This window comes from Frankia sp. AgB1.9, from assembly GCF_016786355.1.
In the GTDB taxonomy this organism is placed as follows: domain Bacteria; phylum Actinomycetota; class Actinomycetes; order Frankiales; family Frankiaceae; genus Pseudofrankia.
This window is the reverse complement of sequence record NZ_JADWYX010000018.1, coordinates 41,349-56,059: the sequence shown is the minus strand read 5'-3', so window position 1 is coordinate 56,059 and position 14,711 is coordinate 41,349. Positions and strand designations below refer to the sequence as shown.

The window sequence follows — 14,711 nt, the reverse complement described above, 5'->3', positions numbered from 1 at the left end:
CCGGCGGTCACGTCATCGCGACCGCCAGCAGGCACAGGTCGTCCTCGCGGTCGGCCGGTGCCACCGCGTGCAGGATGTGGTCGCAGAGGCCGTCGGGGTCATTCCGGTACACGGCCGGCACGGACACGGCGGCCTCGGCCAGCGCCGCGAGCTGGGTCGTCAGCGACCGGCCCCGGCGTTCGACCAGGCCGTCGGTGAACAGCAGCAGCTGGTCGCCCGGTTCCAGCTGGAGGCTGTTCTGGCCGTAGCTGGCCCCCGCGTCGACGCCGAGGATCGGGCCGTTGACCTGCTCGAGAAAGCTCGCGCCGACGCCAGCCGCGGCCCGCACGAGCAGTGGTGGCGGATGGCCGGCGCAAGACCAGTTCAGGAGGCCGCTGCCGGGGCAGAGGTCGGCGACGACGGCGGTGGCGAGCATCTCGTCGGACCGGCTGCCCAGATTGGCCGACAGCTGGGTGGTGATGTCGGCCGGCGTCCGCAGCTGCAGCGCGTAGGCCCGGGCCGCGTGCCGCAGCTCGGCCATCGTCGACACGGCTCGTAGCCCGTGACCGCCGACATCACCGACGACGAGGCTGAGCGTGCCGTCGGACAGCATGGTCGCGTCGTACCAGTCGCCGCCGATCCCGAGGTCACGGCCGGCGGGGAGGTACCTGGCCGCGAGCCGGACCCCACCTAGATCGGGCAGCGTCTGCGGCAGCACGGCCCGCTGCAGCGTCTCCACCGTCGACATCTGCCGCTCGTAGAGGCGGGCGCGTTCCAACGCCTGGGCGAACGGGCCGACGAGCGTGAGCAGGAACCGTCGCTCGTCCTCCTCGAACGGCTGTGGCTCGGGCCAGCCGAGCACCATGAGGCCGATCGGGCGGCCGGACACGATCAGCGGCAGGCTGGCCAGGGCGTCGATGCTCATCGCGTCGAGGTTGGGCCCGCGGTCGGGGTAGTCGCGCAGGTAGCTCTTGCGGTCGTTGTCGAACCGCGGCCGGCCGGTCCGCAGCACCTGGTCGGTGGAGGCCGGGCCGAACGCCGGCATCCGGCGCCAGGCCTCGGTGAGGAATCTGGAGTTCGGCCGGCAGTGCACCCGCGGCGGCCCGTCCTCCTCCAGCAGCACCAGCCCGACGAACAGCACGCCCAGGTCGGCCTGCGCGGCGTGGGCCGCGACATCGCACAGCTCGTCGACGGTCATGACCTGGCCGAGCTCGACCGTGGCGTCGAGCAGCTGCCGTGAGCGCCGCAGCGCGGAGGACAGCGAGCCGATCAGCGCCTTGCGTTCCGCGTCCGCGCGGTGGCGGGCGTCGACGTTGCGCATCGCGACGACGAGGCCATCGGGGATGGGGAACGTCCGGACCGCCCACCAGGCGCCGTCCGGGTCGGTCGCCTCGATCTCGAGAACCGGCTCGGGCCGGGGTTCCTGGGTGGTCGGTTCGGTGCGCCGACGGCGGATCGCCGCGACATGGTCACGCACCGGGGGCAGCAGCAGATCAGCCGCCGCCTTGCCGACCATTTCGTCGCGTGGCAGTTCGAACTGTCGAATCGCCTGGATGTTGGCGTGAACGATCGTGTCCGTCTCGTCCAGCACCAGGACGATGTCGCCCATGTGGTCGAGTGCCCGGGCGATCCGGTCACGCACCGTCCGATCCGGCGTCCGGTCCGTACAGAGCCCGATCACCCGTGCTCTGCCGTCGGGCCCGGCGCGCAGCAGTCGAGCCCGGGTCTGCACCCAGTTCACCGAGCCATCGCGACTGACGACCCGGTACTCCTCCAGGAACGGGTTCTCCGTCCGCAGGGCGGCGTCGCGGGCCCGGATCAGCGCCGGCCGGTCGTCCGGATGGACTGCCGCCATAGCGTCCTGCGGCGACACGGATCCAGGCCGATCGCCGAACCCAAGCAACCGGGCCGCCGCCTGGTCGTAGAACATCCGGTCGCTGGCGACATCCCAGTCGAAGATCCCGACCCCGAGGGCGGTCAGCGCCCGATAGAGATCGCCGACGCCCGGCCCGACCCCGTCGGTCTGGCTTCCCCACACCTGCGGCCGCTCGTTCATCACGGTTCGTGTACCCAGCCCGCCAGCCCACACGCGACGTTGCCGGCCGGGCGAGTCGGGTTGGCGACAGTAAGCGACTTTCTAAGGTCTGCTCCGCTAGGGCCCCGCGGGGCGACTCTCGACAGGGGTGCTGGGACAATTGGTGCGGAGGCGGGACGGAGGTCGGTACGGGTGTCCGAGGAGCTGATGGTCTGCCACGGGGCAGAGGTCGCCACGGTGCCCGTGGACCGGCCGTTCGTCATCGGCCGCGGGTCCGCGGCAGATCTGCGGCTCGCGGACGCCCGGGTGTCCCGGCGGCACCTGATGGTCAGGCAGACCGAACACGGCTGGTCGGTCCTGGACATCAGCGCGAACGGGACCTGGCTGGACGGCGAGCGGGTCCGGCGGGTCGACGTGTGCCGGGAGGTCCGGCTCAACCTCGGCGCGGTGAACGGTCCGCGGATCACGCTGATCCCGGGCCCGCCGCCGTCGTTCCCGGACTACCCGCTTCCCGTGGTCCCCGAGCTCCTGACGGTCCCGACCGAGATCACTTTTTCGTCACCGGCGATCGACCTCGGTCAGACCCGCCTGCTGCACGACGTCGCCTTCCGGGTCCCCAGCCAGGCGTCCTGGCCAGCGAGAGCCACGACGTAGGTGGCGAGCTGGTACGGCCCGCGGGAGCCGAGCCGGGCGACGACTCCGCGGGCTGGACGAGGTCAGGTGACCGCCCAGAGCAGCGAGACGAAGCCGAAGCCGACCACGGAGACCAGGGTCTCCATGACCGACCAGGTCTTCAGGGTCTGCTGGACGGTGAGGCCGAACAGCTCCTTGACCAGCCAGAAGCCGGCGTCGTTCACATGGGAGAGGAACAGCGAGCCGGTACCGATCGCCAGCGCCAGCAACGCGGCGTGTGTCGCCGGCAGACCGGTGGCGAGCGGGGCGACGATACCGGCAGCGGTGACGGTGGCGACGGTGGCCGAGCCGGTCGCCAGCCGCAGTGCGACGGCGATCAGATAGCCCAGCACGAGGACCGAGATATGCGCGTTGTTGGCCCACTGGGCGACCGCGTCACCGACACCGGCGCCGATCAGTGACTGCTTGAACCCCCCGCCGGCCCCGACGATCAGGATCACCGCGGCGACCGGTCCGACGCTGGCGCCGACCTTGGCCGACAGCGTCTTCCCGGTGAAGCCGACGGCGTAGCCGAAGGTGACGAGCGCGAGCAGCACCGCCAGCGTCATCGCGGCCAACGGCTCGCCGATGAAGTCGAACACGACCCGCGCCTGGGACGGGTTCTTGCTGTCGGCGTCGATGATGTCCGCGAGCGCCTTGCCCAGCATCAGGGCGACCGGGAACAGGATCGTCGCGAGAGTGACCCCGAACGACGGCTCCCGGCTCGGGCTCTGCTCGCCATCGGTCGCCGGGGTCGGGCGCTGGCCTGCGGTATCCGAAGCCGTTTCGTCCGGCCCTGCTGTCGTGGAGGTCTGGTCCGCGGCCGACCCGCGGTCACCGGCCGTGGCCTGCGACCTGGTGTCGACGCCGCCGGCCACGGCGGGCGCGTCGACCGGCACCCAGCGGGCGGCCAGCAGCGAGAACAGCGGGCCGCACAGGACGACCGTCGGGATGGCGACCAGCACACCGAGCGCGAGCGTGGTGCCGAGGTCCGCGTGCACCGCCGAGATCGCCAGCAGCGGGCCCGGATGCGGCGGCACCAGCCCGTGCAGCGCGGAGAGGCCCGCCAGCGCCGGGATCGCGACCCGCATGAGCTTCAGCCCTGACCGCTGGCTCACCAGCACGATCACCGGCAGCAGCAGTACCAGGCCGATCTCGAAGAACATCGGCAGGCCGATGATCACGGCCACCAGCGCCATCGCCCAGGGGATCGCGGCGCCGGACGCGCGGGCGAGCAGGGTGTCGATGACGCGGTTGGCGCCGCCGGAGTCGGCGAGCAGCTTGCCGAGCATCGCGCCGAGCGCGATCAGCAGCCCGACCTCCTGCAGGGTGCTACCGACACCGGTCTCGAAGTTCTTGATGACGCCGGCCAGCCCCACCCCACTGGCCAGCCCGACGAAGGCGCTGCCGAGGATCAGCGCGAGAAACGGGTGCAGCTTCGCCCAGACGATCAGGGCGACGATCAGCGCGATGCCGAGCGCCGCGACCGTGATCAGCCGGGTGTCGTGCCCGGTCCAGGACGAGTGCGCGGCCGCTCCGGCGGCGACGAGCGTGGCGTTCATCGGGCGCCGTCCGCCTGGTGCGGGCCGGCGAGGCCGAGCTTGTCGACGACCGTCTGGACGATGTCCGCCGGCTCCGGGCCGATGTCGACGGTCAGCTGGTTCTCGTCCGGCCCCGGCTCCTCCAGCGTGGCGAACTGCGAGTCGAGCAGGCCCGGCGGCATGAAATGACCGTGGCGGGCGGCCAGCCGCTGCCCGATGACCGCGCGGGAGCCCCGCAGGTAGACGAACAGTTCCGCGCCGCTGCCGGCACCCGCGGCGACGTCCGCGTCCGCGGCCAGCCCGGAGCCGTCGACAGCCTGGCCGCGCAGTACGTCGCGGTAGGACCGGCGCAATGCCGAACAGGTGATCACACCGGGCTCGCCGGCCTCGATCCGGTCGTGAATCCAGCCGCGGACCCGCAGCAGCCAGGGCCAGCGGTCAAGATCGGTCAGGGGGTGGCCCGCGGCCATCTTCTCGACGTTCTCCCGCGGGTGCAGATCGTCACCCTCGGCGAACGGCCAGCCCAGCCGTCCGGAGAGCATCGCGGCGACAGTGGACTTGCCGCAGCCCGACACACCCATCAGCACCAGGACAGGCGGGCGGGCGGTCTCCCCGGAACGTCCGGTCTCCCTGGAAGTTCCGGTCAGTTGGTCGCTCACGACGACTCCGAACTCCAGGTCGGACTCTTGCGCACCGTGTGCCTCCCCAGGCTCAGCCCCGTGACCGCGAAACCACCGGTCAGATGCCCTGTTTCGCCCAAGTCACACATGCGGGATGAACCGTCCGAAGCGACGGCCGGCACGTTCCGAGGGTCAGCCGCCACCCGATCCGCTGGGCGAACTCCCGGTGACGGCCTGCACCTCCCGCTGGCTCATCGCCTGAAGCGGCTCGCCGTCGCAGTTGCTGAGGATGACGCCGACCCAGCCGGTGTACGGGTAGATGTTCCAACTGGCGCCGACACCGGGGTTGGCACCGGCCCGCCCAAGCACCCATTGGTTGCCGACGATGTGGACCGGGAGCGTGTACGCCCCGAATGACCCCGCACCGTGCGGGATCTTGGCCCCGGTGAGCACATCGGCGTAAGGCCGGTCCAGTACTGTCCCGTCGCTCAGCGCGCGGGCGAACCGGACCAGATCCGGCGCGGTGGCGAAGCCGCCGTCGCCGGGAGCGTCGATGAAGCCGCGACCCGGGTTCTTGCCCAACACGTCCGGTTCCGGGCTGCCCTTGTCCAGGTTGCGGACGGCGTCCACCTGGCTGCCGTCGGCCAGCGTCATGTACGGGTGCGCGATGTGCGCGTCGGTGAGCCACCGCGGCCTGTCGTAGAACGCCGTGCTGGTCATGCCGCAGCGGCCGAAGATGTGTTCCTGGGCGTAGTCCCAGTACGTCTTCCCGGTCACGGCCTCCACGATCAGCGCGGGGATGGTCACCTCGGCACCGGCGTGGTCGGTAGGAGTGCCGGGCGCGGCCACTAGTTTCGACTGCCGGGCCCATTGTTCGTAGTACGCCTGCACCTCCTCCCGGCTCTGGAAGAGGTGTTGCACGTTCTCATACGGGGTGGCCAGCCCTGAGGTGGCAGAGAGCAGATGGTGAATGGTCACCTGCTCGGCGATGTCTTTGGCGAAGCCCGTCAGGTGGGTGCCCACCGTGTCGGACAGCTTCAGCTTGCCCTGCTGCACCAGTTGCAGGATGGCCACCGCGTGGAACGGCTTGCCCGCCGAACTGAGGCTGAACGCGATGCCCTCGCCGTTGGGGATCCGCCTCTCCCTGTCGGCCAGGCCGTAACTGCGGGAAAGCACCGTCCGGCCCTGGTACGACAGCAGCACCACGCCGGAGAACCGGCCTTTGGCGGCCAGGCCCGCCACGTACCGGTCATAGGCGCCGCCGGGCAGGGTGTCCGGCGGGATCTGGCCATGCCCGGACGGAGCGGGTGTGGAGGGCGCGTCGGCGCCGGTCGAGGCCGAGGCGTCCTGGCCGAACTCGGCTCTCCCCAGCGGTACGCCGGCCGCCACCGCACCGGCGGCCACCAGCCCGCCGCCCCATCTGACCAGCCGCCGTCGGTCGATGCCACCTGCCGAGTCCATGGTCACGGTCCTTTCTCAGCCTTCAAGCGGACCGTTGCAGATCTACCGGTGATCGCTTATCGGCAACCGACGGCCGCGGCATAGGCCAGCCATATGCGGCGCTGCGGATACTGGGCCGATGCGGGTGCTGCTGGTCGAGGACGAACAGCCGCTGGCCACCTACATCGCGGCCGGGCTGCGCAAACATGGCTGCGCCGTGGACGTGGCACACGACGGTCAGCAGGCGCTGGACAAATGCGACGTCGTTCCGTACGACGTGGTCGTCCTTGACCGGGATCTTCCGGTGGTGCACGGCGACACCGTGTGCCGGCTGTTGGCAGGGCGCGGCACCGTCCGGGTGCTGATGCTCACGGCGTCCGGTGCCGTGTCCGACCGGGTGGACGGGCTGGCCCTGGGCGCCGACGACTACCTGGGCAAGCCGTTCGCGTTCGCCGAGCTGGTCGCCCGGGTACGTGCACTCGCCCGGCGCAGCACGCCGGCCCACCTGCCGGTACTGCGCGCGCGGGACGTCGAGCTCGATCCGTCCCGGCGCACCGCCGAACGGGATGGCCGTCTGATGTCGCTGACTCCGAAGGAGTTCGGGGTGCTGGAATTGCTGCTCGCCGCCGACGGTGCCGTGGTAAGTGCCGAGACGCTGCTGGACAAGGTGTGGGATGAGCACGCCGACCCGTTCACCAACGCGGTGCGGATCACGGTCAGCACCCTGCGCCGCAAGCTCGGTGATCCACAGCTGGTCGAAACCGTGACAGGCACCGGGTATCGGATCACCCCATGATCCGGCGGCTGACCGCCCGCAGCCGCCTCACCCTGGCGTACACCGGCCTGGTCCTGGGCGCCGGATTCCTGCTCGTGGCACTGACGTACCTGCTGCTGTGGCGCGGCCTGCACACTACGGGCGTAGTCCGGCACGAGCCGGCCGTCCCCGGAGACACCCTCGCCGATCGGCTGCGCGACGAGGCAGTCTCGGAGCTGCTGACCGGGGCCTTGATCTCACTACTGGTGGTAACGACGTTCGTCGGGCTGACTGGCTGGCTGGTGGCCGGCCGGATACTGCGCCCCATCCGCACGATGTCCGAGACCGCGAACCGGCTGTCCGCGGAGAACCTTTCCGAGCGGGTACCCGTCCGCCAGCCCGCCGACGAACTAGCCACGCTGGCCGCCACCATCAACGGCATGCTGGACCGCATCCAGCAAGGCATCGCCGAACGCGACCGGATTCTCGACAGCCAACGCCTGTTCGTGGCCAACGCCGCGCACGAACTGCGTACCCCGCTCACCACCATGCGCACGGCAGTCGACGTCACCCTCGACGGCGAACCCGACCGGGCCGAACTCGTCGCGATGGCCGGCGACATCGCCGTCGCCATCGACACCAGCCAACGCACCCTCGACGGGCTCCTGATCCTGGCCCGAAGCCAGGCCGGCCCGCTGCGCCGGATGCCCGTGGACCTGGCCGAGGTCGCGGCCGCGGCGGTCACCGACGCCGCCGACCGGGCAGCCGACGGGGCCGTTGACCTGCGGGCCGACCTGCGGCCCGCGCCGACGAGCGGCGAGCCCGTGCTGCTGGAACGGATGGCCGGCAACCTGCTGGACAACGCGCTGCGCTACAACCACGCCGGCGGACACGTCACGGTGAGTTCCGGCACCGCGGGCGGGCGCGTGTTCCTGCAGGTGGTCAACACCGGCCCGCCGGTCGCGCCGGACGAGGAGTGGCGGCTGTTCGAGCCGTTCGTCCGAGGCGCCTCCGACGGCACCCGCGGGGCCGGGCTCGGCCTGTCCATCGTCCAGGCGATCGTCCTCGCGCACGACGGTGAGATCTCCAGCGCCGCCCGGCTGACCGGCGGCCTGGACATCACCGTGCACCTGCACCGCGGCTGAGCGCCACGTCAGCGGGCCGTTGCCCGATCATGCATTCCTGTCATTTCCGGGTGGGGGCGGTGGCGCGAGCAGCAGCGTGACACGGTTCCCAACAGGCTCGAATCCGAGCCGTTGGTACAGGCCGTTGCTGGTCGGATTGGCCAGGTCGGCGAACAGCAGAACCTCCTGCGCTCCCGCGTCCAGCGCAGCCTGGCTCACCGCTGCCGTCGCACCCCCGGCATAGCCCACTCGTCGGAGACCCGAAGGAGTATAAACGGGCGCGATACGGACCATCCCGCCCATCGGGCGGGTAATCCCCGCAGCGGAGACCGGCGCCCCGTCAACCTCCCACAGAGTGAAGCCGCCATAGCTGAGACGATCGTCCACCCGTTCCGCGGCATTGCCGACGACCCCGCTGGTCTCTTTCTGGAAAGCCGTGACCCAATCCACCAGCAGATCTCTGTCGGTCGCCGAGGCGACGCGGGAGCGACCCGGAGGTCCGGAGCGGGGCAGAACGAGACTGCCAAGCCGATACAAGCGCTCTCGACGGTGAAGGTAGAGCATCGCGGCGGTCCGTTCTTGCCAGGCGGAGGCGAAGGCGCTGGCGACTTCCTCACCAGCATCCACTCCGGACATCGGCCTTCCATCCGGCCAGCACTCGACCAGCGGCTCCATGGCCTCCGATGGAGCTTTTGTCAGAAGAACGGGACTCGGCGGAGTATGCAGGAATGCGCTCTCAACGGCGCCGCCGGGCGATCGCCACCAACCGAAAAGCGGAGCAGCCTCCCCGAATGCCGACATGCCACGCACGCGCAGCGTCTCGGCGACGGTCAACAAAACAGTGTTCTCCACCAGCCGGGACATGAGAAAATCGCCCGCCGCCGCGAGATACTCCTCAACGCTCTCCGTCATGAACCAGGCCACGCCCTATGATCCCCGCCGAGGCCACCTCTACGCACCTCATTTTCCCCACGACCAAGCGGTCCCTCCGGCGGCGTGACACTCTCCGCAGCCAGCCCGCTATCGGGTGACCCGCACGGATCGTTCAGCCCGAGGCTGCGCTCGGCGCCTGCGGGCCGGGAATGCCGAAGCCGCGGCCGACGTCCGGGCGGCGCAGCTTCCAGATCAGGCCGTCGTAGAACAGGTGCAGGCCGCCGGCGATCAGCACGAAGAGCGTGAAGTAGGGGTAGCCCGCGGCCGTCAGGCCCACCAGAACGGCGCCGATCCCGGCGAGGTAGGCGGCGATGAAGCCGGTCCGGCCGGCCGGGGAACGCACGACGGCGGCGACCGGCCCGGTTCGGACGTCGACCGGCTCGCCCGCCTTCGCCTTCGGCCGGTAGCGGCCTTCGAGGTGGTGGTGGACGACCAGGAAGTACTCGGCCGCGTGGGAGCCGACGTAGGCGATGAAGCCGACCAGCGGGTTGACGGCCACCAGCAGGATCATGACCAGGGTCGAGCCGACGTAGAACCACTTCGCCGGGTTGGCGTTCGGGTTGCGGTGCTCGGCCAGTGCCCACCGGACCAGCGCCGCGACGGCGACGGCCGCCGCGATCGGCAGCAGGATCCGGGCGATCGGCGCCGCGTCGGTGAGCAGGTCGAGCGCCTGTCGGTTCACGCCACCCAGCCCGGCGACCGCGACCTTGTCCGCGGTGCTCCTGGCGGACGCGGCGGCGAGGACCGCGGTGACGAGCCAGCTGTACAGGAGGAGCCGCTCGGTGTTCCCGTGGCTGTCCTGTGCCTTGCGGCCGTAGATCCTGGTCAGGCCGTACCGCTGCTGCAGGGTGTGCACGGCGTTCCAGACGGCCGCGACGACCGCGAGCAGCGCGAAGCTGACGAGCATCCCGAACGCGACCAGGCCGGCGAGCACGAACGGGCTCACCGTGAAGATCGCCCGTCGGGTGGCGAACTGCTTGCGGTCGCCGTAGACGAGCAGCAGCGTCAGCGGCTGGTGCATGACGGAGAACATCAGCGTCGCCGCGACCAGCCAGCGCACCGCGGGCCCGTTGTCGGCCAACGCCCAGGCCACCGCCGCGAACGGCACCCACAGCGCCGCCACACCGAGGTCATAGCTCGCCGACCGAATCCAGCGCGGCTGCCTCGACTTCGGCGGCGCGACGGGAGCGACGGGCTCCACCGCGATCGCCGTCACGACCGGCCTCCGGCAACGGACGCGAACCGGGAATCCATCGGCCGACCTCCCAGACGTGGAGCGGAACTCCAACCAGGTATGGGGCTTCAACCAGGTATATAGCCGACGCCGCCCACCTCGTCCACGGCCCGACCGGCCCATTCCACCCGACCACCGGCCGCCGAGCGCCACCTTGATCGGCGTTTACGCCCTCCCGTGGTTGCCACGGGCCCTGAATCGCGACCACCCGAGGGCTGAAACGGCAATCAAGAAGCGCGAACTGGCGGTTCGCGCCGGTCGGGCCGCCGGGCCGCGCCTGCGCCCCTCAGGTCGGGCCGACCGGACTGCCAGGCCGCCTGCCCGGTACGGGACCTCGGCTCAGGCCGGACCGGGCCGGCCGGACCAGCGCCGGACCAGCGCCGGACCAGCCGGACGGGCGCCGGACCGGGCCGGCCGGACCAGCGCCGGACCAGCGCCGGACCAGCCGGTTGGTCCGGGGTCAGCCGAGCCAGGTGCGGGCGTTCTGGAAGAGGCGCAGCCAGGGGCCGTACAGGTCCTCGCCACCGGACGGACCGGCGCCGAGGGGCAGCCAGGAGCGTTGCTGGGTCAGGAACGCCCGCTCGGGATGCGGCATGATCAACGTGACGCGGCCGTCGTCCGAGGTCACGGCGGCGACGGCGCCGGGGCTGCCGTTGGGGTTCGCCGGATAGTCCTGGGTCGGCTTGCCGTGGTTGTCGGCGTAGCGGGCCGACGCGGCGCCGGGGCCGGCCGCGCCGAACTCCATCCGGCCCTCGCCGTGCGCGACCGGCACCGCCAGCACGGAGCCGGCCATCCCGGCGAACAGCACCGACGGCGAGTCCTCGATGAGGAGGCTGGAGACCCGGGCCTCGAAGCGTTCGGACGTGTTCTCCAGCAGCGCCGGCCAGCCGGTCGCCCCGGGGATGAGCGTGCCGAGGCCGGCGACCATCTGGCAGCCGTTGCAGACCCCGAGCGTCAGGGTGTCCGGCCGGTGGAAGTAGGCGCGGAACGCGGCGGCCAGCTCGGGGTGGGCGAGGATCGACTTCGCCCACCCGAGGCCGGCGCCGAGCACGTCGCCGTAGGAGAAGCCGCCACAGGCCGCGAGCACGTTGAAGTCGTCGAGGGTGACCGTGCCTGCCAACAGGTCGGTCATGTGGACGTCGACGGCGTCGAACCCGGCCGCGTCGAACGCGGCGGCCATCTCGACCTGGCCGTTGACGCCCTCGTCGCGCAGCACCGCGGCCTTCGGCCGGGCCGGGTAGGCCCGCCGGTCCAGGGCGAAGGTGACCCGTTCGGAGATGCCCGGGTCGGTGTCGTCGAGGATCGCGTCGAACTCCTGGTCGGCGGTCTCGGGGTTGTCGCGCAGCCGCTGGACGAGGTAGCTGGTTGTCGCCCAGGTCCGCTCCAGCTCGGCCCGGCCGCGCTCGTAGACGACCGCGCCGCCGTCGCGCAGGACGACCCGCTGGTGGTAGGTCGGCCGGCCGAGCACGTGCACGTTCCCGGGGCCGACAGCGGCGGCCAGCGTCGCGGCGACCCGCTCGACGGCCGGGCCCGCGACCTGGAGGACCGCGCCGAGCTCCTCGGCGAACAGCCGGCCCACCAGCGTGCCGGGCAGGGCGGCGAGGTCGACGTCGAGGCCGACCCGGCCGGCGAAGGCCATCTCGACCAGCGTCGCAAGCAGTCCGCCGTCGGAGCGGTCGTGGTAGGCGAGCACCTCGCGGTCCGCGACCAGTGCCCGGGTCGCCGCGAAGAACGCCTTCAGCGTCGCCGCGTCGGCGTCGGGGACCTCGGCGGCGCCGTCGCGGCTGTAGGCCTGGGCGAGCGCCGACCCGCCGAGCCGGCTCCGGCCGCCGGACAGGTCGACGAACACCAGTCGGCTCGTCTCGTCCCGGGTGAGCTGCGGGGTGAGCACCCGGGAGACGTCGGCGACGGGCGCGGCCGCCGTGATGATCAACGAGACCGGTGAGGTGACCGCGTGGTCGCCGATGCTGTCCGACCAGACGGTGCGCATGCTCGTCGAGTCCTTGCCGACCGGGATCGGGATGCCGAGCGCCGGGCAGAACCGCTCACCCAGCGTGTGGACCGCCTCGAACAGCGCTGCCTGCTGCGTGTCGACCTGCACCGCGGCCATCCAGTTGGCCGACAGCGCGACCTGGGACAGGTCGCCGACCGCGGCGGCGGCCAGGTTGGTGATCGCCTCGCCCACGGCCATCCGGGCCGCGGCGGGCGCGCTGACCGTCGCGAGCGGTGTGCGCTCCCCCATCGCGAGCGCCTCGCCGGTCCGGCTGCCGTACGCGGCGGCGGTGACGGCGACGTCGGAGACCGGGACTTGCCACGGGCCGACGAGCTGGTCGCGGACGGTGTGCCCGCCGACGGTTCGGTCGCCGATGGTGATGAGGAACTTCTTGCTCCCGACGGCCGGCACCCGCAGCACCCGCTCGACGGCCTCGACCAGCTCGATCCCGGTCTCGTCGAAGGCGCCCACCGCGACGGTGGCCGTCGCCGCCGCGCGGCTCTGCCGGGAGGCCTCGCCGAACAGCAGCGACATCGGGACGTCGACGGGAGACCGCTCCCCGGAGCCGTCGAACAGCCGGTCTCGCACGACGAGGCGCGGCTCGTCGGTCACCGTGCCGACGACGGCGAACGGGCAGCGCTCCCGCTCGCAGAGCTTCGCGAAGGCCGCGAGGTCGGCGGCGGCGATGCCGAGGACGTAACGCTCCTGCGCCTCGTTGCACCAGATCGCGAGCGGCGACATGCCGGCGTCCGCGTTCGGCAGGTCGCGCAGCTCGAAGACGGCGCCCCGGCCGGAGTCGTGCACCAGCTCGGGCAGCGCGTTCGACCAGCCGCCGGCGCCGACGTCGTGGATGGAGACGATCGGGTTGGCCTCGTCGAGCGCCCAGCAGGCGTTGATGACCTCCTGCGCCCGGCGCTGCATCTCGGCGTTGCCGCGCTGGACGGACGCGAAGTCGAGGTCGGCGTCGCCGGCGCCGGACTGCACGCTGGACGCCGCGCCGCCACCGAGGCCGATGAGCATCGCCGGGCCACCGAGGACGACGACCAGGTCGCCTGGCGCCAACCGGTTCTTATGGACCAGGGCGTCCCGGACGTTGCCCACCCCGCCGGCGATCATGATCGGCTTGTGGTAGCCCCAGCGGCCGCCCGGGCCGCCGTCGCTCTCGTAGGTCCGGAAGTAGCCGACGAGGTTGGGCCGGCCGAACTCGTTGTTGTAGCCGGAGGCGCCGAGCGGGGCCTCGACCATGATGTCCAGCGGGGCGGAGATCCGGTCCGGGCGTTCCTCCTGGCCCTCCCAGGGCGAGTCGTCACCGGGGATGCGCAGGTGGGAGACGGTGTAGCCGGACAGGCCCATCTTCGGGGTGGCGCCGCGGCCGGTGGCGCCCTCGTCGCGGATCTCGCCGCCGACGCCGGTCGCGGACCCGGGGCCGGGGGCGATCGCGGTCGGGTGGTTATGCGTCTCGACCTTCACGAGGATGTGCGCGGGGCCCTCGTGGCGGCCGTAGGCATGGGTCGCCGGGTCGGCGTAGAACCACGGCGCGTTCTCACCGCGCAGCACGGCGGAGTTGTCGGAGTAGGCGGACAGCACCTGCTCGCCCGACTGCTCGAACGTGTTCTTGATCATGGAGAAGAGGCTCTTCGGCTGGGCCTCGCCGTCGATCGACCAGGCGGCGTTGAAGACCTTGTGCCGGCAGTGCTCGCTGTTGACCTGGGCGAACATCATCAGCTCGACGTCGGTCGGGTTGCGGCCCAGAGCCCCGTACTGGTCCACGAGGTAGGCGATGTCACCCGCGCCGAGAGCGAGCCCCAGCGTCCTGTTGGCCTCGTCCAGCGCGGCCGGGCCCCGGCCGAGAAGGTCGACGTCGAGCTGGGGACGCGGGCGCTCGGCGGTGAACAGCGCGTCGGCGGCCACGACTGCCGCCGCGACGACCTCGGTCATCCGGTCGTGCAGCAGCGGCGCCAGGGCTCCCTCGTCGACGGGGCCCTCACTGGACAGGTAGTAGACGGTCCCGCGCTCGATCCGGCGGACCGCGGCCAGGCCGGCGGACGCGGCGATGTCGGACGCCTTCGAGGACCAGGGTGAGATCGTCCCGAACCGGGGAAACACGACCAGCGTCGTGGCCGCCGCGGCCCGGTCGCCGTCGAACGGCTCGCCATAGGTGAGCAGCCCGCGCAGCCGCGCCTCGTCAGCGGGCGCGAGGCCGCCGGCCAGGTCGACGAAGTGGACGTACTCGGCGATCACACCCGTCACGGCCGGCTCGACCGCCCGAAGCCGGGCAAGCAACCGCCGGCGAGCCGGGCCGGTCAGCGCGGCGATGTCTCCGTAGGTCTTCATGTCCGCCGTTCGTCATGGCCCGCTCTTGGCCGCTTGTCATGGCCCGCTCTTG

Annotated in this window: 10 protein-coding genes; 3 read left to right on the top strand and 7 right to left on the bottom strand. The window is 71.6% G+C overall.

Translation table 11 applies throughout. The features are described from left to right. Positions 1 to 7 precede the first annotated feature (7 nt). On the bottom strand, positions 8 to 2,035 hold the full coding sequence (locus tag I6A60_RS09160) for a SpoIIE family protein phosphatase (RefSeq protein WP_203014446.1): 2,028 nt from the start codon (positions 2,033 to 2,035) through the stop codon (positions 8 to 10). A gap of 171 nt (positions 2,036 to 2,206) precedes the next feature. Here I6A60_RS09160 and I6A60_RS09155 point away from each other — a divergent pair, with 171 nt between their 5' ends. Next, complete coding sequence (locus tag I6A60_RS09155; RefSeq protein ID WP_203014449.1) at positions 2,207 to 2,668, top strand: FHA domain-containing protein; 462 nt, start codon at positions 2,207 to 2,209, stop codon at positions 2,666 to 2,668. Positions 2,669 to 2,730: 62 nt separating this feature from the next. Here I6A60_RS09155 and I6A60_RS09150 read toward each other — a convergent pair whose 3' ends face one another. The 3 genes from I6A60_RS09150 to I6A60_RS09140 all read right to left on the bottom strand — a co-directional run bounded on the left by I6A60_RS09150 (position 2,731) and on the right by I6A60_RS09140 (position 6,308). Next, on the bottom strand, positions 2,731 to 4,248 hold the full coding sequence (locus I6A60_RS09150) for an SLC13 family permease (protein ID WP_203014451.1): 1,518 nt from the start codon (positions 4,246 to 4,248) through the stop codon (positions 2,731 to 2,733). After that, a complete protein-coding gene (locus I6A60_RS09145) occupies positions 4,245 to 4,808 on the bottom strand; it encodes a gluconokinase (RefSeq protein ID WP_203014531.1) in 564 nt (187 codons plus the stop codon). Before I6A60_RS09145 ends, I6A60_RS09150 begins: the two co-directional genes overlap by 4 nt. A 231-nt stretch (positions 4,809 to 5,039) precedes the next feature. Then, complete coding sequence (locus tag I6A60_RS09140; protein WP_203014453.1) at positions 5,040 to 6,308, bottom strand: serine hydrolase; 1,269 nt, start codon at positions 6,306 to 6,308, stop codon at positions 5,040 to 5,042. Between the two features lie 118 nt (positions 6,309 to 6,426). Between I6A60_RS09140 and I6A60_RS09135 the strand changes: the two genes are divergently transcribed. Continuing rightward, the gene (locus I6A60_RS09135) at positions 6,427 to 7,083 is read left to right on the top strand and encodes a response regulator transcription factor (RefSeq protein ID WP_203014455.1); all 657 of its coding nucleotides are present in this window, start codon (positions 6,427 to 6,429) and stop codon (positions 7,081 to 7,083) included. After that, positions 7,080 to 8,186, top strand: a complete 1,107-nt coding sequence (locus I6A60_RS09130) for a cell wall metabolism sensor histidine kinase WalK (protein ID WP_203014457.1) — start codon at positions 7,080 to 7,082, stop codon at positions 8,184 to 8,186. Before I6A60_RS09135 ends, I6A60_RS09130 begins: the two co-directional genes overlap by 4 nt. A gap of 27 nt (positions 8,187 to 8,213) precedes the next feature. Here the strand turns inward: I6A60_RS09130 and I6A60_RS09125 are convergent, their stop codons facing one another. The 3 genes from I6A60_RS09125 to purL all read right to left on the bottom strand — a co-directional run bounded on the left by I6A60_RS09125 (position 8,214) and on the right by purL (position 14,659). After that, entirely contained in the window at positions 8,214 to 9,089 is an 876-nt protein-coding gene (locus I6A60_RS09125) for a GNAT family N-acetyltransferase (protein ID WP_203014459.1), read from the bottom strand. A 121-nt stretch (positions 9,090 to 9,210) separates the two neighbouring features. Then, positions 9,211 to 10,314, bottom strand: a complete 1,104-nt coding sequence (locus tag I6A60_RS09120) for a hypothetical protein (protein ID WP_203014461.1) — start codon at positions 10,312 to 10,314, stop codon at positions 9,211 to 9,213. A 478-nt stretch (positions 10,315 to 10,792) separates the two neighbouring features. Then, positions 10,793 to 14,659, bottom strand: coding sequence for a phosphoribosylformylglycinamidine synthase (gene purL / locus I6A60_RS09115; protein WP_203014463.1), 3,867 nt, complete (start codon positions 14,657 to 14,659; stop codon positions 10,793 to 10,795). Positions 14,660 to 14,711 lie beyond the last annotated feature (52 nt).